The sequence below is a fragment of the Pantoea sp. WEP genome (assembly GCF_041678305.1).
Classification (GTDB): domain Bacteria; phylum Pseudomonadota; class Gammaproteobacteria; order Enterobacterales; family Enterobacteriaceae; genus Pantoea; species Pantoea dispersa.
The window spans coordinates 454,779-477,536 of sequence record NZ_JBGNXB010000001.1 but is presented as its reverse complement, the minus strand read 5'-3'; the positions used below and the strand labels follow the sequence as shown (position 1 = coordinate 477,536).

The window sequence follows — 22,758 nt, the reverse complement described above, 5'->3', positions numbered from 1 at the left end:
TAAAAATGGATTCTACCATCGGATTTTCACTCTTTCAGCACTTTTAGCATACGATTGCGCTGTTTTTTGCCTGAGTTTTGATCACTACAACATGTTGGGGGCAATGCTCTGCAGCAGACACAATTTAGCCGGGCGGCAGCGCGCAGATTTTTGCTCAGCCATTCGCGTGCGTGCTCAGCATGGCGTAAATCACCACGCCCGCCACCACCAGCCCGCCGCCAAAACGGTGCAGTATACGGTCCGGTAACTGCGTCATCGCCAGAATCATGCGACGCCACAGGCGCGGCAACAGCATCGGTCCTAATCCCTCCAGCACCAGCACCAAAGCCAGCGCCATCCAGACGGTTGTGTTCATTCTGTTTTCCCAAAAAAAAGGCCGACATCAGTGTCGGCCTCAAGGTTATAACAGTTATTAACGCGAGACGTTAGTTGGCGCCTTCATATAGCGGAAGAAATCGCTATCCGGGCTCAGCACCATCACGTCCTGGTTGTCCGAGAAGCTGTTCTCATAGGCACGCAGGCTGCGGATAAAGGCATAGAAATCAGGATCCTGGCTGAAGGCGTCGGCGAACAGCTTGGCAGCTTCACCATCCCCTTCACCACGGCTGATCAGCGCCTGACGCTGCGCTTCTGCCAGCGTACGGGTTACCTGATAATCGGCCTGGGCGCGCAGTTTTTCTGCCTCTTCCTGACCCTGTGAACGCTGGCTACGTGCTACTGCTTCACGCTCGGCGCGCATACGATTGTAGATCGCGTCCGACACTTCGGTCGGCAGGTTGATCTGCTTGATGCGCACGTCGACCACCTGAATACCCAGCGCCGCCATACTGTTCGGGTTTGGCGCCGGCTCATTGCTGTTGGTCTCGCGCTCAACGCGGGCAGCCGCGCTGGCAATCGCATCGTCAGCGGCTGGCGTCTGCACTTCGTCGTCATTGCCGGCACTGCCGGTGTTCAGCGCATCGCGCACGTCGGTGGTCAGACGGCCACGCGAGTCGGTGACGATGTCTTTCACATCAAGACGGCCCATTTCTGAACGCAGACGGTCGCTGAACTTACGTTTCAGCAGCACTTCCGCCTGAGACACATCGCCACCGCCGGTCGCGAGGTAGTAACGGCTGAAATCGCTGATGCGCCACTTGATGTAAGAGTCAACAATCAGGTCTTTCTTCTCTTTGGTGACGAAACGATCGGCCTGGTTATCCATGGTCTGGATGCGCGCATCCAGCGACTTCACGGTTTCGATAAACGGAATCTTGAAGTGCAGACCCGGTGCGTACACCTGCGGCTTGTTCTCATCATCACGCAGTACTTTACCAAAGCGCAGCACGATACCGCGCTGGCCTTCCTGCACCACGAACAGTGAGGCGTACAGCACCACCAGAACAACAATAATTACGGCGATGATTGGCTTACGCATCGATTACTCCCTCCCTTCGCGCTGGGTATCGTTACGCAGCGCATTGGCGCGACGCTGATCCATGATGCTGTCCGGACTGTAGGATGAAGTGTCGCCACGGCCGGCATTGCTGCCCGGTGACGACGGTAACTTCATCAGATTGGCATTGTTCTGACCGCTCTGGCCGCCTGCCTGGCCGCCGCGCATCAGCTGATCCAGCGGCAGCACCATCAGGCTGTTGCCACGGTCGTTAACCAGCACTTTGCGGGTATGGCTGAGCACGCGCTCCATGCTTTCAATGTAGAGACGTTCTTTGGTGATCTGCGGTGCGGCTTTGTACTCCGGCAGCAGACGCGCGAACCGCGCCACTTCACCCTGCGCTTCCAGCACAGTACGCTCTTTGTAGGCTCGCGCCTCTTCAAGAATACGCTGCGCCTGGCCGTTAGCACGCGGCTGCACTTCGTTGGCGTACGCTTCAGCTTCACGCACGTACTGCTCGCGGTTTTCGCGGGCGGCAATCGCATCGTCAAACGCGGCTTTGACCTCTTCCGGTGGACGCGCCGCCTGGAAGTTGACGTCAAGCAGCGTAATACCCATGTTGTAAGGACGAATGGTTTCGTCGATTTCACGCTGGGTATCGCTACGCACGACGGTACGGCCTTCGGTGAGGATACGGTCCATGGTCGAGCGGCCAATCACGCCGCGCAGCGCGCTGTCAGTGGCCTGACGCAGGCTGTCATCGGCACTGGTCACCGCATACAGGTAGCGCTCCGGATCGGTCACGCGGTACTGCACGTTCATCTCCACGCGCACCACGTTCTCGTCCGAAGTCAGCATCACGCCAGACGCTGCCAGCTCACGCACCGCTTCGACGTTGACGGCCCGCACCTGATCGATAAAGGTCGGTTTCCAGTTGAGGCCAGGCTCAACCAGATGGCTGAATTTGCCGAAACGCGTCACGACGCCGCGCTCCGCTTCTTTGATGGTGTAGAAACCACTGGCTGCCCAGATGACCACTGCCGCCACGGCGACAATGCCAACCAGTTTGCCACCGCTGCCGCCGCTGCGCTGGCCGTTATCGCTCTGTTTGCCACCGCCCAGTCCGCCGAGTTTTTTACTCAGCTTACGGAAGATATCATCCAGATCAGGAGGTCCCTGATCGCGACCTCCTTTATTTCCCCCAGAGTTGCCGCCTTGGTTATTGCTGCTTCCCCACGGGTCGCGGTCCTGTCCGTTATTTCCGGGCTGATTCCACGCCATGTCTCTACTCCATTTATTGTATATAAGTTTACCCTGCCACGTGCCGGGCACGTCTTGGGGTAAATGAGTTGGGCAACGGTCAAACAATATAACTGGCGAGCTGCGGTTCCTGCTTGCACAAGCGGCGCCAGTCAACAATCGGCATTCGCACCTGCAAACCTACGCAGCCATCTTCTTCATTCCACTCTTTTTCAATCGCCTGCAGCTGATAGAAGCGGCTGCGCAGGCGGCCCGCTTCCGGCGGCAGACGTAAATCATACTGCGCCACTTCACCGGCTAAGCGCTCGGACAGCGCCTGCCACAGCAGCGGCAAACCGGCACCGCTCTGCGCCGACAGCCATACGCGCGTCGGCCGGTTCTCTTCGTCGCGATCGATACGCGGCTCAAAGCCATCCAGCATATCGATCTTGTTCATCACCAGCAGCACCGGAATCTCATCGGCTTCAATCTCTGCCAGCACTTCGTTTACGGCGTCGATGTTGTCATTGACGCGCAAATCCGCGGCGTCAATCACGTGCAGCAGCAGCGACGCCTGACGGGTTTCCTGCAGGGTGGCTTTAAACGCCGCCACTAAGTCATGCGGCAGGTGACGGATAAAGCCTACCGTATCCGCCAGCACCACTTCGCCGACATCGGCCACATTCAGGCGGCGCAGCGTCGGGTCCAGCGTGGCGAACAGCTGGTCGGCAGCATATACGTTGGCTGAAGTGATGGCGTTGAACAGGGTGGATTTGCCGGCGTTGGTGTAGCCCACCAGGGAGACGGTCGGCACATCGGCTTTCGCACGCGCCTGACGTCCCTGCTCACGCTGTTTTTCCACGCGTTCAAGGCGGGACAGAATCTGGCTGATGCGGCCGCGCAGTAAGCGACGGTCGGTTTCCAGCTGGGTTTCACCCGGTCCACGCAGGCCGATACCGCCTTTCTGCCGCTCAAGGTGAGTCCATCCGCGCACCAGACGGGTGGCAAGATGGCGTAACTGTGCCAGCTCGACCTGCAATTTCCCTTCATGGGTGCGGGCGCGCTGGGCAAAAATATCGAGAATTAAGCCGGTGCGATCGATTACGCGACATTCGCACAGCCGCTCAAGATTACGTTCCTGAGCAGGGGATAAGGCATGATCGAATAAAACGACCGATGCTCCACTCGCTTTCACCGCATCGGCAATTTCAACTGCCTTTCCTTCACCGACAAAATATTTGGGATGTGGCGCTTTACGGCTGCCGGTAATCACTTGCAGCGCATCGACGCCCGCAGAAGAGACAAGAGTTTCAAACTCCTGCAAATCTTCCAGCTCTTTGTCTTGGGAGAACCAGATGTGTACCAGTACGGCCTGCTCACCGGCATCATAACGGTCAAACAAGCTATAACCTCGCTAAAATAAAATAACCAGGACGGGAAAACGCACTCGCTCCCCAGCCCTGGCTTTACGGCCGTGCAGAATTACTCTGCGTTATCGCCGTCTTGTTGTGGCTGCGACTGAGCGCCCTGGTTGCTTCCGCCATGGTGGTAGTTACTGCCACCGCTGCCGCCCGCGTTGTTGCTATGGTGCGAAACCGGACGAGAAGGAACCACTGTAGAGATGGCGTGCTTATACACCATCTGGCTTACCGTGTTTTTCAACAGAATGACGAACTGATCAAAGGATTCAATTTGTCCCTGCAGCTTAATACCATTCACCAAATAGATCGAAACCGGTACACGTTCACGACGCAATGCGTTCAAAAACGGGTCTTGTAATGATTGCCCCTTAGCCATTCTATCTTTTCCTTATATGCTTGTTGTTTGTTACTTTGTGAACCGTGGTTCAGAAAAACTGCGTAAAAATTTGCGCACGATAACGGACCAATTGTACACAATCATCCCTGCTACGCACTAACAACCTGAAGCACCGCATTACGCGCTAATTCTGGCGCGTCACTGTCTAACCAGTGGACGTCGGGCCAGCCACGTAACCAGGTCATCTGGCGTTTAGCGAGCTGCCGGGTGGCGCAAATTCCCCGATAAACCATTTCGTCGTAATCGATTTCGCCAGACAGATAAGACCACATCTGACGGTAACCAACACAGCGAATGGAAGGCATGTCCGTATGCAAATCACCTCGTGCAAACAGTGCCCGAGCCTCCGCTTCAAAACCTGACGCTAACATCTGGTCGTAACGCAACGCGATGCGCTGGTGTAACAGTTCGCGGCTCGCCGGAGCGATAGCAAACTGGTACACATCGTAGGGTAACGCTTCACCGGCCGTTTTTGTCAGTTCCGTTAAAGTTTTACCCGAAATAAAAAAAACTTCCAGTGCTCGCGAAAGTCTCTGCGGATCATTCGGATGAATACGACTACCGGCGACCGGATCGATTTCACACAGCTGGCGGTGCAGGGCTTCCCAGCCTTTTTCCGCCGCCATTTGCTCTATTCGCTGACGCACTTCCGGATCCGCCGAGGGCAGCGGCGACAATCCTTCCAGCAACGCTTTGAAGTAAAGCATGGTTCCACCAACAAGCAGCGGAATCTTACCTTTTTGGGTAATCTCCGCCATTTCTGCCAGCGCATCGCGACGAAACTCAGCAGCGGAATAGCTCTCCGCCGGGTCGCGAATGTCCAGCAAGCGATGGGGTGCCTGCGCCAACTCCTGTGCCGACGGTTTCGCCGTGCCAATATCCATCCCGCGATAGATTAAGGCAGAGTCAACGCTAATAAGTTCCACCGGAAGTTGCTGACGCAGCGCAATGGCTAATGCCGTCTTACCGGAGGCGGTCGGCCCCATCAAAAAAATTGCCTTTGGCCGGCTAGCCTGGTTCAGTTCACTCATGCTTCAACGCGTTTAGCGCGCTCTCAATCTCAAGGGTCTGTAACAGACCTGAAGGCGGCGATTTCAGCAGATGCGGACAGAGCCGTTCGAGCTCTGCCAGCAGCGTGATCGCCTGCGAGTGATTCCAGTGAGGTTCTGCCGCATCGTCGCGTCGCGCCAGCCACTGGGCCAGTGCGGAAGCAGAAACCTCTTGCTGCCGGGCGAGATAGCCTAACAGGTCTGGAATCAAGATTTGTAAATTTTGTGTTCGTAACGGTAAAGGGACAGCGCGCAGCGTCACATGCTGTCCTTCCCGTTGTAAATCAATGCCCATCTGGCTTAACAGCGCCGCCTGGGCATCAATCACGCTTAACTCTTCGTGAGCGATTTTCAGCCGTACCGGGATCAGCAGCGGCTGCGGTTTGAGCCCCTCATCGCCGGGTTGCAGCTGGGCCTGTTTGAGCCAGCGCGCCGCCACGCTTAATGACAGCAGCTGCAACGTCTCCCCGCGCTCCAGCAGCGCATAGCGCTCGCGCACCACGCTGAGCACCCGGCCAAAACTTTGCGTATGGGCGGCCAGCGGCGCTTCACGCGCGGGTGCCGGTCGTGGCGCGGGCGCGGGTTCAGCGGCCGGTGCGCGTGGCGTCTCCGCCGCCGGTGTTTTTATCAGCTGCTGATAAACCGCCCCTTCACGCGTGCGATAGCCCGGCTCTTTGTGCTGCCACTGGCCGCCCGTGCCGCCGGATGCCGCACTGCCACCGCTGCGCGCGCCGGTTGCCGGCTGGGCAAAGTGATTCGCTCCGGCGGCCTGGCGGTTCTCAGGCTGCCACTGCGGCGGTGGCTCTTCGGCATGGGCCAGCGGCAATTCGGCGCTGCGACTGGCCTGCAGCACGCTCATCACGCCCTGCCAGATAAAGTCATGCACCAGACGCGACTGATGAAAACGCACCTCATGCTTCGCGGGATGCACGTTGACATCCACCTGGTGCGGGTCAATCTCCAGATACAGCACGTAGGCTGGCTGCTGATCTTCACCGAGCTGGGTTTGATAGGCCTGGCGGATGGCGTGATTAATCAGCTTATCGCGCATCATGCGACCGTTAACGTAGCAGTACTGCAGGTCGGTAACCTGACGCGACCCCGCCGGATCGGCCACCCAGCCGCGCAGCGCCAGATCGTCGTGCTGCCAGTCAATGCGCAGCGCATGCTGCATGAAAGGTGTCCCGCAGATGGCGCCCAGACGCCGCTCGCGCTGCGCCTCCTGCGTCACGCCGCGATACTGACGCACCAGCTTGCCGTTGTGCGTCAGCGAAATGGCAACGTCGAAACGCGCCAGCGCAATGCGGCGAATCACCTCATCAATATGGGTGAACTCGGTCTTTTCGGTGCGCATGAATTTACGGCGGGCAGGCGTGTTGTAGAACAGATCGAGCACTTCCAGCGAGGTTCCCACCGGGTGGGCGGCGGGTTTGACCGTCACCGCCATATCGCGCCCTTCGGCATAGGCCTGCCAGGCTTCCTGCTGATCGGCGGTGCGCGACGTCAGCGTCAGGCGCGACACCGAGCTGATACTCGCCAGCGCTTCGCCGCGAAAGCCGAGGCTGACAATCGCCTCCAGATCATCCAGCGAGGCGATCTTGCTGGTGGCGTGGCGGGCCAGCGCCATCGCCAGTTCATCTCTGGCGATGCCGCAGCCGTTGTCGCGGATGCGGATCAGCTTTGCACCGCCTTTCTCAATATCAACCTCAATGCGCGTCGCTCCGGCATCAAGGCTGTTTTCCACCAGCTCTTTTACGACCGAGGCCGGGCGCTCAACCACTTCGCCAGCGGCAATCTGGTTCGCCAGCTGAGGCGGTAAAATCTGTATTGGCATGGTGGTGATCCTTATCAGGTATGGGCTGCGCGCAGCCCCTCATCAGGATTGTGGAATCTTTAAATTTTGCCCCAGCATCACGTTGCTCGACTTCATGTTATTCGCCTGCATGATGGCTTTCGGGCTGACGCCGTACTTCGCGGCAATCGCCGTCAGCGAATCACCGCGCACCACTTTGTGCCGCGCCGGACGGCTGGCCGCGCTGCTGACGCCGGAACCGGCCGGCACTTTCAGCCGCTGGCCGACCCAAACCACATCGCGCTTCAGGTTATTCAGCTCGCGCAGCGTCGCCATGCTGACCCCGTATCGCGCGGCAATGCCGGACAGCGTCTCGCCGCGCGTCACGGTATGGCGCTGGGTAGCACCGGTGTATTGCACGGTGCCGGTGGCCGGGTTGCTGGCGACGCTAACCGCTGGTGCGCGATCCAGCGGCCGGTTTTCCTCCTTTGGGACCGATTGCAGCGGATGCGCGAGGAAATAGTTACGCAGTCCTTTGTAAATCGACTGGGCAATCTTTTCCTGATACGCGCTGCTGCCTAGCAGCCGCTCCTCCCCGGCGTTACTGATAAAGCCGGTTTCAACCAGTAAAGAAGGGATGTCCGGCGAACGCAGCACGCCGAGGCTGGCATGTTCCGGCAGACGCTTGTGCAACGGCGTTACGCCGCGCAGCTGCTGCAGCACTTTGACCGCCACGTCATAGCCGACGCGCTGTGAATGGCCAAACTGCAGATCCAGCACCGCCTGGCTCAGGTAGGGATCGGCCTGGCTGTTCGCCAGCAGATCGCCCGCACCGCCCAGCAGCTCAGACTGTTTCTCTTTCTGCTCCAGCCAGTTAGCCATTTCGCTGTTGGCGCGACGGTTGGACAGCACCCAAACCGAAGCCCCGGTGGCAGAGTGATTCGGTGCGGCGTCGGCGTGAATCGATACCAGCAGGTTAGCGTTCTCTTTACGCGCCACCTCGGAACGGCCCATCACCGAAATAAAGTAGTCGCCGTTACGCGTCAGCACCGGTTTAAACATCGGGTCCTGATCCATCAGCGCTTTGAGCTTCCGCGCGATGGCGATGGTGACATTCTTTTCATGTAAGCCGTGCTGGCCCGACGCGCCAGGATCCTGACCGCCGTGTCCGGCATCAATCGCCACGATCACCGCATCATTACGGCTGACAGCACCGCCCGGACGCACCGTGGTGTTGCTGCTGGTCACCGCCGTCACCGGATTGGCGTTGAACGGATTACCCTGGCTGGTCGTAGCGCTGTCGCTCTGGCGCGCACGCGTCACCGGTGCCGCCGCGGTGCTGCGTCTGGCCGGCTGGGTGCCGCTGATGGTGAAGACCACGCGGTACTGATTGCCGTCGCGCTGCGTACTGGCGCGCGTTTTTGCCGCCTGAGTCAGCTCAAACACCAGCCGGATGCTCTGCTTATCCTTCGGCTGGCTATTACGAATCCGTTTAACGATGTTTTCGCCGCTAAAGTTGAGCGGCAGCCCCTGAATATTGCCGCTCTGGCGAATATCCAGCACCACCCGGTTCGGGTTGTGTAGCGGAAAGAAGCCATACACCGGCTGGCCGTTGAAGCTCAGGGTCACCGTCGCCTGGCTGTCGCCGTTATCGACTTTGATATCCGATAGTGTCGCGGCCAGCGCCGACGAGGAGAACAGACACAGCAGGGCGAGCATCATCCCGGTAACGCGTGACATCATGCCGGTTCCCTGCCCTGCTGAAACTGCTGCAGCAGCGTGTTGCCGAGCGGCGAATGCGCGCGGATTTCCGCTGCGCGCGCGCTGGCGACGTAGCTTAGCGTCAGTGCCAGATCCGGCTCTGGCAGCACACCCGCGCCCTGCTGCGGCCACTCAACCAGGCACAGCGCGTCGCCGCTGAAGTAGTCACGGATGCCCATAAACTCCAGCTCTTCCGGGTCGGCGAGGCGATAGAGATCGAAATGGTACAGGCTGCGGTCGCCCAGCTGATAGGGCTCAACCAGCGTATAGGTTGGACTTTTGACGTTGCCCTGGTGGCCAAGCGCCTGCAAAAAGCCGCGGCTGAAGGTGGTTTTACCGGCACCCAGATCGCCATACAGATAGATCACCACCGCGCTGCTGCAAACGCGGGCCAGTTGCGCACCCAGATTCAGGGTTGCCGCCTCATCGGGCAAAGGAATAACACAGGTCTTCATGCTTTATTGTTGGATCATCTCTGGATTAACAAACTGCCACAGCAGTGCGAACAAATCAGTGGCTAACATGCCGCGCGTCCCGCGCTGTCGCGCTACCGCATCCGCCGCGGCACCGTGCGCGACACAGCCCGCACAGGCGGCGTCAAACAGGGTGGCCTGCTGGCCCAGCAGGGCGGCGATCATACCGCTCAGCACATCGCCCATACCGCCGGACGCCATGCCCGCATTGCCGACATCCGCAATCGCCATGTCGCCCGTCGCGCTGGCAATTACCGTACCGGCACCTTTCAGCACCACCACGCCGCCGTAGCGGTTTGCCAGGGTCTGCGCGGCGTGTAAGCGGTCACTCTCAATCTCAGCGGTTTTCACCCCGAGCAGGCGTGCTGCCTCGCCGGGATGCGGCGTAATGATGCGATTCTGACGGTTATCTGCATTGATTGCCAGCAGGTTAAGCGCATCAGCATCCCAAAGCATCGGCTTTTCACTCAGTGCCACCTTTTTCAGTGCCTTCTGAGCCCATTCACGCTGGCCAAGACCGGGGCCGATGGCGATGACATCCGCCCACGCCAGCGCGTCGTCCAGCCGCGCGTCGCTCAGGGCATCCACCATCAGCTCCGGTCGTGCGCTGAGAATCGGACCAATATTATCTTCATGCGTTAACACCCGCACAAGCCCGGCACCGCTGCGCAGCGCCGCTTCGCCGGTCATGCGGATCGCGCCGGCCGTGCCGCTGTCGCCACCGACCACCAGCAAACGGCCGTGATCGCCCTTATGCGAGGTGGCTTTGCGCGGCTTCAGCCAGCGCGGTAAATCCGCTGCAGCGTAGCGATGAATCGGTGCCTGCTCGCCAGCCAGAAACGCGTCCAGGCCAAGCGTCGCGCAATGCAGCACGCCGACGTGGTCACGCGCTTTGCAGGTGAGCTGACCAGGCTTCAGCGCAATCATACTTAACGTGCAGTCCGCCACGACCGCCGCCCCTGGCGTGGTGCCGGTCGCGGCCACCAGCCCGGAAGGGATATCGACGGCAAACACCGGCGCGGCGTGCGCATTGATCTGTTCGATCAGCGACTGATAAGGCGCGGCAGGCGCGCGATTCAGCCCGGTGCCCAGCAGCGCATCAACAATCACGTCGATGTGTTCCGGCCAGGCAGCGTCGGCGGCATGAATCACGCCGCCCGCCGCCAGCCAGCCGTCGCGCGCCTGCTGTGCTTCTTCCGGCAGCGGACGTTGGCTGTCACAGGCCAGCAGCGTCACGCTCAGCCCGGCGGCCTGCGCCAGCCGCGCCACCACGTAGCCATCGCCGCCGTTATTACCGTGGCCGCATAAAATCAGCCAGTGCTGCGCCTGCGGCCACTGCTGGCGAATCCGTTCATAGCTGGCCTGCCCGGCGCGCTGCATCAGTTCATACAGCGTCAGGCCCAGGCTATCGGCGGCGTCGCACTCCAGTTGCGGCATGGCCTGCGCAGGCCAGACAGAGTGTGGTAAACTGCGTGCGTTTGCTTCAATTGCCTGGTCTCTCATGTCATACCCTCTCGATCTTCAACAGCTCGCTCAACAGATTAAACAGTGGGGGCGCGAACTCGGCTTTCAGCAGGTGGGTATTTGCGATACCGACCTGAGCGCCGAAGAGCCGAAACTGCAGCAGTGGCTGGAGAAACAGTATCACGGCGAGATGGACTGGATGGCGCGTCACGGCATGATGCGCGCCCGCCCGCATGAACTGCTGCCCGGCACGCTGCGCGTGATCAGCGTGCGCATGAACTATCTTCCGGCCAAAGCCGCGTTTGCCAGCACGCTAAAAAACCCGCAGCTGGGTTATGTCAGCCGCTACGCGCTGGGCCGCGATTACCACAAAGTATTGCGCAATCGACTGAAAAAGCTCGGAGAAAAAATCCAGGCCCACTGCGGCGAACTCAATTTTCGTCCGTTTGTCGACTCCGCGCCAATTCTGGAGCGGCCGATTGCCGTCAAAGCCGGACTCGGCTGGACCGGCAAACATTCGCTGGTGCTGAATCGCGAAGCCGGTTCGTGGTTTTTCCTCGGCGAGCTGCTGATTGATCTACCGCTGCCGGTGGATGAGCCGCAGCAAGAGCAGTGCGGCCGCTGCGTCGCCTGTATGACCATCTGCCCGACCGGCGCCATCGTCGAACCTTATGTCGTCGATGCGCGCCGCTGCATCTCCTATCTCACCATTGAACTGGAAGGCGCCATTCCCGAAGCGCTGCGTCCGCTGATCGGCAACCGCATTTACGGCTGTGACGACTGCCAGCTGATCTGTCCGTGGAACCGCTATGGTCAGCTGACCGATGAGGAGGATTTTTCGCCGCGCGCGGTGCTGCACGCGCCGCAGCTGGTCGAACTGTTCGGCTGGGATGAAGCCCGTTTTCTGCGCGTCACGGAAGGCTCTGCCATTCGCCGCATCGGCCATCTGCGCTGGCTGCGTAACGTAGCGGTGGCGCTGGGTAATGCGCCCTGGGCACCCGAGAATCTTACGGTATTAGAACAGCGGCGCGGTGAACATCCGCTGCTGGATGAGCACATTGACTGGGCGATAGCGCAGCAGCGGCAAAAGCGCGCGGCGCAGGCGATAGAGGTGCAATCGGCACAGCAGCAGCGGCTGGTGCGCGCCGTCGAGAAAGGGTTACCGCGTGATGCATGATTGAGCAATCGCGCAGGATATTATGCTTTTCCACATGCTGTGAATAAAATTATTTCCCCGAATAGTGACGTGGATCGTTATTTCGTCTAAAAGGGGCATTCACAGTCTGAAATATCATTTACCCAATAAAAAACATATAGTTAGATAATTACTGTAAACATTTACGTCGGGTTTTGCGCGCAGGGGCTTGTCCAGAGCTTGTGGATAACTCTGTTCAAAACGGTTTTGCAGATAGGGTAAAACGCCGTCAGCACGTTGCGGGCGCATTGTGGATAACCTGTAAGATTACTGCAACAGACGCAGACATCTTCGGCACTCACGCAGCGTGCAAAATTTCCAGATAACAAACGGAACCGCACAGGTAAAACGACTGCAGCAGTTGTATGTCTGATTGCGCCCGGGGGCAAATAACTTTAGTGAATATGAAAATCTGGAGCGGGAAACGAGACTCGAACTCGCGACCCCGACCTTGGCAAGGTCGTGCTCTACCAACTGAGCTATTCCCGCATAATCTTCGTATTTTAGTCTGCCACGGCGTTGGCTGCCTTCACTCACCCAGGTCACTTACTCGTGTAAGCTCCCAGGGATTCGCTCAGTTGCCGCCTTGTTGCAAACTCAAATACTCGATTATGTACCGGCATTCTTAAGTCACAACAACCGCAAAAAGACTAAATCCGTGATTTGGATGGCGTACTGCAACAGAGACTGGAGCGGGAAACGAGACTCGAACTCGCGACCCCGACCTTGGCAAGGTCGTGCTCTACCAACTGAGCTATTCCCGCATAATCGTCGTCTTTCATTGCGCTGCGGCGTTAACGGCCTGGACGCAGTTGAAATCCTTGATTCTGATGCATTACTTTTTACTGCATGTTCTGGAGCGGGAAACGAGACTCGAACTCGCGACCCCGACCTTGGCAAGGTCGTGCTCTACCAACTGAGCTATTCCCGCATCATTGTCTTTCAATCTGCTGCGGCGTTGACCGCCTTAGCGCAACTGAACTACCTGATTCAGAACATTTGTTACTTTTACTGCTCCGTACCTGTTGTAAATTCTTCACCGGTACGGGGTGCGCATTATACGAGAAATCCTTCCCGCCGCAAGCGTTGCAAAGCAAAATTTTGCGCTTTGCGCGCGTTTGCTGTTTTAATCGGCAAACTGCTGCTTTCCTGCGCACCCGCGTTGATTTACAGCTGCAGGAAGTGCTCGCGGTAGTAGGCCAGCTCGGCAATGGACTCACGAATGTCGTCCAGCGCCTGATGCGTACCGGCCTTTTTAAAGCCTGGCAGAATCTCTGGCTTCCAGCGGCGCGCCAGCTCTTTCAGCGTGCTGACATCCAGATAGCGGTAGTGGAAATAGGCTTCCAGCGCCGGCATGTACTTAAACAGGAAGCGGCGATCCTGGCCAATGCTGTTGCCGCAAATCGGCGAGGTGTTGGCCGGAACCCACTGTTGCAGAAACGCAATCGTCGCCTGCTCCGCTGCGCGATCGTCATGCTGGCTGGCCTTTACGCGCGCAACCAGCCCGCTATTGGTGTGGGTGCGCACGTTCCAGTCATCCATCAGCGCCAGCTGCGCATCGGACTGATGCACCGCCAGCACCGGCCCTTCGGCCAGAATGTTGAGGTTGGCGTCCGTTACAATGGTGGCGATCTCAATAATGCGATCGCGCTCCGGATCCAGTCCGGTCATTTCCAGGTCGATCCAAATCAGATTGTTTTCATTTCCCGCTGTCATGCATTTCCCGCCTGTTGCCAAAGTCGTCATTAGCCTGAATTAAGGTGTATCATAGACGTTTTGCCCAGCGGGGCGAAGCCTGGCGAAAGCGTGAGAGGATGCGTGAGCAAAAATAAATTGTCGAAGGGTCAACAACGTCGCGTCAGCGCCAACCATCAGCGTCGTCTGCAGCAACGGAACGAAAAGCCGGAACCGGACGATAGCCTGTTTGGTGAAGCCTCTGAGGGCGTAGTGATCAGCCGCTTTGGCATGCACGCGGATGTGGAAGACAGCGCCGGCGAGGTGCATCGCTGTAATATTCGCCGCACCATTCGCTCGCTGGTCACCGGTGACCGCGTGGTGTGGCGCGCCGCCGGCGAAAACGGCGGCAAAGGTATTGTTGAAGCCGTACACCCGCGCCAGACGGTGCTGACGCGCCCGGACTTCTATGACGGCGTAAAACCGATCGCCGCTAACATTGATCAGATCATTATTGTGTCGGCGATCCTGCCGGAGCTGTCGCTGAACATTATCGATCGCTATCTGGTGGCCAGCGAAACGCTCGGCGTGGAGCCGCTGCTGGTATTGAATAAAACCGATCTGCTGGATGACGACGCGCGGGCGTTTGTCGATGAGCAGATGGATATCTATCGCCACATTGGCTATCGCGTACTGATGGTGTCGAGCCGCGCCAAAGATGGACTGAAGGATCTGGAAGCGGCGCTCACCGGCCGGGTCAGCATTTTTGCCGGTCAGTCGGGCGTGGGTAAATCCAGCCTGCTGAACAACCTGCTCGGCCTCGACCTGGCAGGCGATGAGATCCTGACCAATGATGTGTCGGATGTGTCCGGCCTCGGCCAGCACACCACCACCGCCTCACGGCTGTATCACTTCCCGCACGGCGGCGATGTCATCGATTCGCCTGGCGTGCGCGAGTTCGGTTTGTGGCATCTGGAGCCGGAACAAATTACCCAGGGATTTGTCGAATTCCGTGAATTTCTAGGCGGTTGCAAGTTCCGTGACTGCAAGCACGACAACGACCCTGGCTGCGCCATCCGCGAAGCGGTGGAGAACGGGATCATCGACATTTCTCGCTTCGATAATTACCACCGTATTCTGGAGAGCATGGCGCAGGTAAAAACGCGTAAAAACTTTTCCGCCAGCGAAGATTAACGGGTACAACGGCACATTCGCCAACTGACCGGGGCGCTGCTACAATCCGCCCCCTTTTGTGTAAACCAAACGTTATTAAGCCAGGAGGCAACGGTGTTTGATCGTTTTAAACTCGGCCTGAATCACATTCTGCCTAAAAAAGCGCTGACCGAACTCGCCGGTTGGGGCGCCAGCCGCCGCGCTGGCTGGCTGACCAAAGCGGTCATCGACATTTTTGTCTGGTTCTACAAAGTGGATATGGCGGAAGCCAGTAAGCCGCACACCGGCAGCTACCGCACCTTTAATGACTTCTTTGTACGCCCGTTAAAAGAGGGTGCGCGCCCTATCGATCCGGACGCTTCGCTGCTGGCCTTGCCAGCCGATGGCGCCATCAGCCAGCTGGGCCGTATTGCTGGCGATCAGATCTTCCAGGCCAAAGGCCACACCTACTCGCTGCAGGCGCTGCTGGCCGGCAATGACGATCTGGCGGAAAAATTTGTCGACGGTGAGTTCGTTACCACTTACCTTGCGCCGCGCGACTACCACCGCGTGCACATGCCGTGTAACGGCATCCTGCGCGAAATGATCTACGTGCCGGGCGATCTCTACTCGGTTAACCCGCTGACCGCGCGCAACATCCCGAACCTGTTTGCCCGTAACGAACGCGTGATCTGCGTATTCGATACCGATCATGGCCCGATGGTGCAGATCCTCGTGGGCGCCACCATTGTCGGCAGCATCGAAACCGTCTGGGCCGGCACCGTGACGCCGCCGCGCGAAGGGGTGATCAAACGCTGGCGCTACCCATCGGCCGATCATGATGGCGCGGTCGTGCTGCTGAAAGGTCAGGAGATGGGCCGCTTTAAGCTGGGCTCGACGGTGATCAACCTGTTTGCGCCGAACCGCGTTAAGCTGGCTGAAAGCCTTGAAGCCGAAAGCAAAACCCGCCTGGGTCAGCCGCTGGCTATCGCCCTGCCGCAGCCCGGCGACAGCGCTCCGCTCATCGACTAATTCCGGGAAACACCGCCGTGCGCGCCTCTCTTTTTCTGCTGCTGAGCCTGGTGCTCAGCAGCACCGTCTTTGCCGCCACCGTTCCACCCGCCAGCCAGCTCAAACAGGATCTGGAAACGGCGAAATCCGCGAAAAGCTCGCCCAGCCAGGCCGAACAGGTGCAGGCGCTGGAAGCAGCAATTAACTTCCTGTCCGAACGCGACGACTCGCTGGAACGGGCGAAACAGTATCAGCAGGTAATCGATGATTTCCCGCGGCTGGCCCGCGAGCTGCGTCAGCAAATCGCCACGCTGACCGACAGCAGCAAGCCAGTGCGCAGCAACATGAGCAATGCCGAGCTGGATCAGGAGATCCTGCAGGTTAGCAGCCAGCTGCTGGAAGAGAGCCGCCAGGCGCAGCAAGAGCAGGATCGCGCCCGCGAAATCAGCGATTCTCTGTCGCAGCTGCCGCAGCAGCAGACCGATGCGCGGCGCGCCATGACCGAAAGCGAACGGCGCGCACAGGGCGTGGCGGCTGCCGCTAGCCCGCTGGCACAGGCGCAGATTTATGCGCGTCAGACCGAGAGCGCTGCCAGTAAAGCGCGGGTAGATGAGCTGGAGCTGGCGCAGCTGTCCGCCAATAACCGTCAGGAGCTGGCGCGTATGCGCGCGGAAGTGCATCAGCGCAAAGCCACCCAGCTGGATAACTATCTGCAGGCGCTGCGCAATCAGCTCAACAACCAGCGTCAGCGCGAAGCCGAACTGGCGCTGGAGCGCACCGAACAGCTGGCGGAAAACAGCGGCGATCTGCCGGCCTCCATCAGCGATCAGTTCCGCGTTAACCGCGAGCTCTCCGCCGATCTGAATCAGCAGGCGCAGCGTATGGATCTGGTGGCCTCGCAGCAGCGTCTCGCCACCAATCAGACATTGCAGGTGCGCCAGGCGCTGAGCACGCTGCGCGAGCAGTCACAGTGGCTGGGCGTGTCGAATCTGTTGGGTGAAGCGCTGCGCGCGCAGGTGGCGCGCCTGCCGGAGATGCCGAAATCCCAGCAGATCGACAGTGAAATGGGCCAGCTGCGCGTGCAGCGGCTGCATTATGAAGACCTGCTGGAGCGCCAGCAGGCGCTGCGCAAAGAGAAACAGGCGGACGGCACGCCGTTCACCAGTGAACAGACGCGCATTCTGGATGCCCAGCTGAAAACCCAGCGTGAACTGCTGAACTCACTGATTTCCGGCTGCGACACGCTGATTCTGGAAATCACCAAGCTGAAGGTTTCCAATACGCAGCTGCAGGACGCGCTGAGTGAAGTCAAAGAGGCGACGCACCGCTATCTGTTCTGGACCGCCGACGTCAGCCCGGTTGGCCTGAAATATCCGCTGGACGTGGCCACCGATCTGACGCGCCTGCTGTCGCTGGACACGCTGGGCCAGTTGGGCAAAGCGCTGGCGATGATGTTCACTAACCGCGAAACGGTGCTGCCGATCATCGGCGCCATTCTGCTGGTGGGCTTTAGCATCAGCACGCGTCGTCACTACAACGCCTTTATGGCGCGCGCGGCCAGCCGCGTGGGGAAAGTAACGCAGGACCGCTTCAGCCTGACGCTGCGCACCGTCTTCTGGTCGATTCTGGTCGCGGTGCCGCTGCCGGTACTGTGGGCCGCGCTCGGCTTTGGCCTGCAGCACGCCTGGCCTTACCCGTTTGCCGTAGCGATTGGCGATGGCATCACTGCCACCCTGCCGCTGCTGTGGGCGTTCATGATCAGCGCGGCGTTTGCCCGTCCTGACGGCCTGTTTGTCGTGCACTTCCGCTGGCCGCAGGCGCGGGTCGCGCGCGCCATGCGTTATTACTCGCTGACGGTCGGCCTGATCGTACCGCTGATTATGCTGCTGATTGCTTTCGCCAACCTCGACGATCCGCAGTTCTCCGCCACGCTGGGGCGCCTGTGCTTTATTCTGATCTGCGGGGCGCTGAGCATTGTCACCGTCAGTCTGAAACGCGCCGGTATCCCGCTCTATTTGGATAAAGAGGGCAACGGCGACAACTTCGTTAACCGGATTCTGTGGAACCTGATGATCGCCATTCCGCTGGTGGCGGCGCTGGCCTCCTGCATTGGCTATCTGGCCACCGCGCAGGCGCTGCTGGCGCGTCTGGAAACCTCGGTCGGCATCTGGTTCTTCCTGCTGGTGATTTACCACATCATTCGCCGCTGGATGCTGATTCAGCGCCGCCGCATCGCCTTTGACCGCGCGCGCCAGCGTCGTGCCGATATGCTGGCCAACCGCGCGCGCAGCGAAGAGGAAAAAGAGCAGCAGTCTGCCGTCAGCACCGATACCGTGGAAGTCGAAGAGCCGATTATCGATCTGGATGCGATCAGCGCGCAGTCGCTGCGGCTGGTCCGCTCGATTCTGACGCTGATTGCGCTGGTGTCGGTGATTGTGCTGTGGTCTGAGATTCACTCCGCGTTCAGCTTCCTCGACAACATTCCGCTGTGGGATGCCAGCACCACGGTGCAGGGCGTCGAGAGCGTACAGCCCATTACGCTGGGTGCCGTGCTGATCGCCATCCTGATCTTTATCATTACCACCCAGCTGGTGCGCAATATGCCGGCGCTGCTGGAGCTGGCGCTGCTGCAACACCTCAGCCTGTCGCCCGGCACCGGTTACGCCATTACCACCCTGACCAAATACGCGCTGATGCTGGTCGGCGGTCTGATTGGCTTTTCGATTATTGGCGTGGAGTGGTCAAAACTGCAGTGGCTGGTAGCGGCGCTGGGTCTGGGGCTGGGCTTCGGGATGCAGGAGATCTTTGCCAACTTTATCTCCGGTCTGATCATCCTGTTTGAGAAACCCATTCGTATCGGCGATACCGTGACCATTCGCGATTTGACCGGCAGCATCACCCGCATCAATACGCGCGCCACCACCATTACCGACTGGGACCGCAAAGAGATTATTGTGCCGAACAAGGCCTTTATCACCGAGCAGTTCGTCAACTGGTCGCTGTCGGATTCGGTGACGCGCGTGGTGCTGACCATTCCGGCACCGGCCCACGTTAACAGCGAAGAGGTGACGACCATCCTGAAGCAGGCGGCCGATCGCTGCACCTACGTGCTGGATATGCCGGCGCCGGATGTGTTCCTGGTGGACTTGCAGCAGGGCATTCAGCTGTTTGAGCTGCGCGTGCACGCGGCGGAGATGGGCCATCGTATGCCGCTGCGTCATGAGCTGCATCAGCTTATTCTGCGCGGCTTTGAAGAGCATGGCATTGAGATGCCGTTCCCGCCGTTCCAGGTACGGATGGAAACGCTGGGGCGCAAAACGCCGGCCAGCAACGGTTCGGCTGCCAGCCGGACTTTCAAATCCGGTGGCCTGTAAAACAAAACGCCCGGCATGCGCCGGGCGTTTTTTCTTTACGCGCGGGTTACTTCACAAACTCTTCGCCCTGCGCGATATCTTTTTTCAGCGTCTCCAGCATGCCGTTGAGCGCCTGCTGTTCGAAATCACTGAGCGGCCCGAGCGGACGGCGTTCGGCGATACCGTTTTTGCCCAGCAGCAGCGGCTGCGAGAAGAAGCGCGCGTACTCGCCGTCGCCTTCCACATAGGCGCACTCTACGACATTGGCTTCGCCCTGCAGTGCACGAATCAGCGACAGACCAAAGCGCGCAGCCGCCTGGCCCATCGACAGCGTCGCCGAGCCGCCACCGGCTTTGGCTTCCACCACTTCGGTACCGGCATTCTGAATACGTTTCGTCAGGTCGGCGATCTCCTGCTCGCTGAAGCTGACGCCTTTAACCTGCGACAGCAACGGCAGAATGGTCACGCCTGAATGCCCGCCGACCACCGGCACTTCAATCTCCGTAGGCTGTTTGCCCTTCAGGGCAGCGACAAAGGTGTTGGCGCGAATCACATCCAGCGTTGAGACGCCAAACAGCCGGTTTTTATCGTACACCCCGGCTTTTTTCAGCACTTCGGCGGCAATCGCCACCGTGGTATTTACCGGGTTAGTGATGACGCCAATCAGCGCTTTTGGCGCGGTGGTCGCCACCTGTTCAATCAGGTTACGCACGATACCGGCGTTGACGTTAAACAGATCGGCGCGGTCCATGCCAGGTTTGCGTGCCACACCGGCCGAGATCAGCACCACATCGGCGCCGTGCAGAGCCGGCGTGGCATCTTCGCCACTGAACCCTTCGACTTTCACGGCAGTAGGAATGTGGCTGAGATCAACCGCGACGCCTGGTGTCACCGGGGCAATGTCATACAGTGAGAGGGCTGAACCTGCGGGTAATTGGGTCTTGAGCAGCAGAGCGAGTGCCTGGCCAATACCACCAGCTGCACCGAGAACGGCAACTTTCATCCTGAACTCCTTATTAAGGTGGGGCAGAGATATGCCGGAAATCCATCAGGTTACGAGTTTAATCAACTTCTCAGGCGATAGCGACACACCTGTCGCGCAATAACATTACGCCGCAATCGGCTCCCGAGACATCTCCACTTCAGAAGTCGCCTGAATGATCCAGTCGCAGCCAGAAGACTATGGACGGCAATGATCATCGTTTTGTTGTTACCACTTCAATAATATAACAACTTTGCAACCTTCGCTTTGCGCGCCAGCGCGCGATTTTGGTGCAGGATAAAACTCTGTTATCATGCCCGCCCCACACGCGCATGCCGTGAATTCACGCATCCGCTTATTGCATAAAAATTCATCTAAATGCATAATAATTTATCTGCGACGGGCCTGTTGCCTGCTGCAACCCTCTTTTATTGGTAGCTTATGCGAAACCCATCTAAACAAGACGATCTGATAAAGGCGTTTAAAGCCTTACTGAAAGAAGAAAAGTTCAGCTCTCAGGGCGAAATTGTCCAGGCGCTGCAGGAAGACGGCTTCGGCAACATCAACCAGTCAAAAGTTTCTCGTATGCTGACCAAGTTTGGTGCGGTGCGCACGCGTAACGCCAAAATGGAGATGGTGTACTGCCTGCCAGCCGAACTGGGCGTGCCCACCACCACCAGTCCGCTGAAGAATCTGGTGCTGGATATTGACTATAACGATGCGCTGGTAGTGATTCATACCAGCCCGGGCGCGGCCCAGCTGATCGCCCGCCTGCTCGACTCCCTCGGCAAAGCCGAAGGCATTCTCGGCACCATCGCCGGTGACGACACCATCTTTATTACGCCAGCGCGTGCCTTTACGGTGAAACAGCTGCATGACGCCGTGCTGGTGTTATTCGAACAGGAACTATAAAACCCTGTCTGTTACCGGCGGTTCACCTGCCGGTAACCTTGCCTGCCCGCCCGCGTTTCTCCCGCTGTTTAAGCGCCAACACCTTACAAAATAACCGCTTAACCATATTCCGCCGGGTTCTCAATGCGGGGAACTATTGGTACGACCTTTTCGCCTGCTTAACCCTTTGCGCTATTTTACGCTGCTTTACAATTAGTGCTTAGCGGTTATCTCTTGCTTTTAGCGCACAGCCAGCTTGATCAACCACATTGTTTCGCACAAAAAGATAATTTGATGCAGATCATTGTTTTTGCATGGAAATACACCCTCCTGGTTAAGATCCAGGCGGTTTTAATAACTTTGCGTTATAAAAATGTGCCATAAGGATAAAGAATTACAACCAATCATTATTAGCGGGATATTAATTTCATGGGTGATTAGATCTATACTTCTTTTCGTGATGCAAATCACACGAAATCAAAAAGAGAAAAACAGAAGACGAGGAAAAATACCATGAACGTTAAAACTACTATCGCCACCCTGAGTGTTCTATCTGCCCTGTCATTTGGTGTTTTCGCCGCAGATTCTATCAACGCCGAACAGGCAGCGAACCTGCAGCCGGTCGGCACCATTAGCGTCAGCGGCATTGGCGGCTCCCCGATGGATATCCATCAGCAGCTGAACGCCAAAGCTGAAGCGCAAGGTGCTAAAGCCTATCGCGTTGTTGAGGCTTATAACGACAACAGCTACCACGCAACCGCGGAACTTTATAAATAAGTTTGCCGGAACAAGATGCAGTGTGAACGGCGACCCGTTTGAGAGGCGTTTGCCTCTCAGGTTGCCCACCCCATTTCAGGAGAGTGAATCATGAAAACCAAATTATCTATTGCTGTACTGAGTCTGGCTTCCGTTCTGTCTTTTGGCGCCAGTGCTGCCACCCTGGTAACCAACACCCAGGCTGAAAATCTGCAGCCGCTGAATCAGACCATTAGCGTGAGCGGCGTCGACGGCGACCAGACCAATATCCGTCAGGAACTGTCCCAGAAAGCCGATGCTCAGGGTGCCAGCCATTACCGCATCATTGAGAACAATCAGGACAACACCTTCCACGTGACGGCTGAACTGTACAAATAAACTTTAACTATCGATCCGGCGTTATGCAGTCGCCGGGAGAAGATCGACGACCCGCTTACCCTCTTCGTGCCGCAGGTTGTTGATTCTAATGAGGAGACGAATTATGAAAATCAAAACAACCATCGCAACCGCTACGCTGCTTTCTCTGTTTGCTTTTGGCGCTTCGGCTGCCCAACTGGTAACGGATGAATCCGCGCAGAATCTGCAATCTACCGGCCAGACCATTACCGTTAGCGGAACAGGCGGCTCACCTATGGATTACCGCGCTCAGCTTTCTCAGAAAGCCGATGAGCAGGGTGCCAGCGCGTATAAAGTGATTGAAGCGCGCACCGGTGACAGCTATCACCTGACTGCAGAGCTGTACAAATAATTCCTCGTCAATTCTGACGAACCCT

General features: G+C 58.2%; 20 protein-coding genes and 3 tRNA genes. 8 read left to right on the top strand and 15 right to left on the bottom strand.

What is annotated here, in order from left to right; translation table 11 throughout:
- Nucleotides 1–154: 154 nt before the first annotated feature.
- The 10 genes from ABVR31_RS02275 to nnr form a co-directional block, all read right to left on the bottom strand.
- Nucleotides 155–355 (bottom strand): DUF2065 family protein, encoded by a 201-nt coding sequence (locus ABVR31_RS02275; protein ID WP_031280157.1) that lies wholly within the window; start codon nucleotides 353–355, stop codon nucleotides 155–157.
- A 57-nt stretch (nucleotides 356–412) separates the two neighbouring features.
- Nucleotides 413–1,417, bottom strand: a complete 1,005-nt coding sequence (gene hflC, locus ABVR31_RS02270) for a protease modulator HflC (RefSeq protein WP_315657814.1) — start codon at nucleotides 1,415–1,417, stop codon at nucleotides 413–415.
- Between the two features lie 3 nt (nucleotides 1,418–1,420).
- Nucleotides 1,421–2,656: an FtsH protease activity modulator HflK gene (gene hflK / locus ABVR31_RS02265; RefSeq protein WP_021509762.1), complete on the bottom strand. Its 1,236-nt coding sequence runs from the start codon at nucleotides 2,654–2,656 to the stop codon at nucleotides 1,421–1,423.
- Between the two features lie 79 nt (nucleotides 2,657–2,735).
- Nucleotides 2,736–4,016, bottom strand: coding sequence for a ribosome rescue GTPase HflX (hflX, locus tag ABVR31_RS02260; RefSeq protein ID WP_021509763.1), 1,281 nt, complete (start codon nucleotides 4,014–4,016; stop codon nucleotides 2,736–2,738).
- A gap of 80 nt (nucleotides 4,017–4,096) precedes the next feature.
- On the bottom strand, nucleotides 4,097–4,411 hold the full coding sequence (gene hfq / locus ABVR31_RS02255) for an RNA chaperone Hfq (RefSeq protein ID WP_010618006.1): 315 nt from the start codon (nucleotides 4,409–4,411) through the stop codon (nucleotides 4,097–4,099).
- A 110-nt stretch (nucleotides 4,412–4,521) separates the two neighbouring features.
- Entirely contained in the window at nucleotides 4,522–5,463 is a 942-nt protein-coding gene (gene miaA / locus ABVR31_RS02250; RefSeq protein ID WP_031280158.1) for a tRNA (adenosine(37)-N6)-dimethylallyltransferase MiaA, read from the bottom strand.
- The gene (gene mutL / locus ABVR31_RS02245; protein WP_372771748.1) at nucleotides 5,456–7,315 is read right to left on the bottom strand and encodes a DNA mismatch repair endonuclease MutL; all 1,860 of its coding nucleotides are present in this window, start codon (nucleotides 7,313–7,315) and stop codon (nucleotides 5,456–5,458) included. Before mutL ends, miaA begins: the two co-directional genes overlap by 8 nt.
- A gap of 42 nt (nucleotides 7,316–7,357) precedes the next feature.
- The gene (gene amiB, locus ABVR31_RS02240; RefSeq protein WP_371824683.1) at nucleotides 7,358–9,013 is read right to left on the bottom strand and encodes an N-acetylmuramoyl-L-alanine amidase AmiB; all 1,656 of its coding nucleotides are present in this window, start codon (nucleotides 9,011–9,013) and stop codon (nucleotides 7,358–7,360) included.
- A complete protein-coding gene (gene tsaE, locus ABVR31_RS02235) occupies nucleotides 9,013–9,489 on the bottom strand; it encodes a tRNA (adenosine(37)-N6)-threonylcarbamoyltransferase complex ATPase subunit type 1 TsaE (RefSeq protein WP_241798580.1) in 477 nt (158 codons plus the stop codon). The genes amiB and tsaE overlap by 1 nt, the downstream gene beginning before the upstream one ends.
- Nucleotides 9,490–9,492: 3 nt before the next feature.
- Entirely contained in the window at nucleotides 9,493–11,010 is a 1,518-nt protein-coding gene (nnr, locus tag ABVR31_RS02230) for a bifunctional ADP-dependent NAD(P)H-hydrate dehydratase/NAD(P)H-hydrate epimerase (protein WP_372771747.1), read from the bottom strand.
- On the opposite strand from nnr, the gene queG reads away from it, so the two are divergent.
- Nucleotides 11,009–12,148: a tRNA epoxyqueuosine(34) reductase QueG gene (queG, locus tag ABVR31_RS02225; protein WP_058759893.1), complete on the top strand. Its 1,140-nt coding sequence runs from the start codon at nucleotides 11,009–11,011 to the stop codon at nucleotides 12,146–12,148. The two genes, nnr and queG, sit on opposite strands and share 2 nt — an antisense overlap.
- A 431-nt stretch (nucleotides 12,149–12,579) precedes the next feature.
- Here queG and ABVR31_RS02220 read toward each other — a convergent pair.
- The 4 genes from ABVR31_RS02220 to orn form a co-directional block, all read right to left on the bottom strand.
- Nucleotides 12,580–12,655, bottom strand: a tRNA-Gly gene (locus ABVR31_RS02220).
- A 199-nt stretch (nucleotides 12,656–12,854) separates the two neighbouring features.
- A tRNA-Gly gene (locus ABVR31_RS02215) sits at nucleotides 12,855–12,930 on the bottom strand.
- Between the two features lie 91 nt (nucleotides 12,931–13,021).
- Nucleotides 13,022–13,097: transfer RNA gene (locus ABVR31_RS02210), tRNA-Gly, on the bottom strand.
- Between the two features lie 236 nt (nucleotides 13,098–13,333).
- The gene (gene orn, locus ABVR31_RS02205; RefSeq protein WP_058759872.1) at nucleotides 13,334–13,882 is read right to left on the bottom strand and encodes an oligoribonuclease; all 549 of its coding nucleotides are present in this window, start codon (nucleotides 13,880–13,882) and stop codon (nucleotides 13,334–13,336) included.
- Between the two features lie 102 nt (nucleotides 13,883–13,984).
- Between orn and rsgA the strand changes: the two genes are divergently transcribed.
- The 3 genes from rsgA (at nucleotide 13,985) to mscM (ending at nucleotide 19,377) form a co-directional block, all read left to right on the top strand.
- Nucleotides 13,985–15,034, top strand: coding sequence for a small ribosomal subunit biogenesis GTPase RsgA (gene rsgA, locus ABVR31_RS02200; RefSeq protein ID WP_031279822.1), 1,050 nt, complete (start codon nucleotides 13,985–13,987; stop codon nucleotides 15,032–15,034).
- A 93-nt stretch (nucleotides 15,035–15,127) separates the two neighbouring features.
- Complete coding sequence (gene asd / locus ABVR31_RS02195) at nucleotides 15,128–16,024, top strand: archaetidylserine decarboxylase (RefSeq protein ID WP_021508134.1); 897 nt, start codon at nucleotides 15,128–15,130, stop codon at nucleotides 16,022–16,024.
- 17 nt (nucleotides 16,025–16,041) lie between these two features.
- On the top strand, nucleotides 16,042–19,377 hold the full coding sequence (gene mscM, locus ABVR31_RS02190) for a miniconductance mechanosensitive channel MscM (RefSeq protein WP_372771746.1): 3,336 nt from the start codon (nucleotides 16,042–16,044) through the stop codon (nucleotides 19,375–19,377).
- A 46-nt stretch (nucleotides 19,378–19,423) separates the two neighbouring features.
- On the opposite strand, the gene mdh is transcribed toward mscM, so the two are convergent.
- Nucleotides 19,424–20,359, bottom strand: a complete 936-nt coding sequence (mdh, locus tag ABVR31_RS02185) for a malate dehydrogenase (protein ID WP_021508136.1) — start codon at nucleotides 20,357–20,359, stop codon at nucleotides 19,424–19,426.
- A gap of 420 nt (nucleotides 20,360–20,779) precedes the next feature.
- Here mdh and argR point away from each other — a divergent pair, with 420 nt between their 5' ends.
- The 4 genes from argR to yhcN (ABVR31_RS02165) all read left to right on the top strand — a co-directional run bounded on the left by argR (nucleotide 20,780) and on the right by yhcN (ABVR31_RS02165) (nucleotide 22,733).
- Nucleotides 20,780–21,250: a transcriptional regulator ArgR gene (argR, locus tag ABVR31_RS02180; protein ID WP_058771465.1), complete on the top strand. Its 471-nt coding sequence runs from the start codon at nucleotides 20,780–20,782 to the stop codon at nucleotides 21,248–21,250.
- Between the two features lie 492 nt (nucleotides 21,251–21,742).
- Nucleotides 21,743–22,006, top strand: coding sequence for a peroxide/acid stress response protein YhcN (gene yhcN, locus ABVR31_RS02175; protein WP_372771745.1), 264 nt, complete (start codon nucleotides 21,743–21,745; stop codon nucleotides 22,004–22,006).
- Between the two features lie 90 nt (nucleotides 22,007–22,096).
- Complete coding sequence (locus tag ABVR31_RS02170) at nucleotides 22,097–22,363, top strand: YdgH/BhsA/McbA-like domain containing protein (RefSeq protein ID WP_021508139.1); 267 nt, start codon at nucleotides 22,097–22,099, stop codon at nucleotides 22,361–22,363.
- A 103-nt stretch (nucleotides 22,364–22,466) separates the two neighbouring features.
- A complete protein-coding gene (yhcN, locus tag ABVR31_RS02165; protein ID WP_021508140.1) occupies nucleotides 22,467–22,733 on the top strand; it encodes a peroxide/acid stress response protein YhcN in 267 nt (88 codons plus the stop codon).
- Nucleotides 22,734–22,758: the final 25 nt, after the last annotated feature.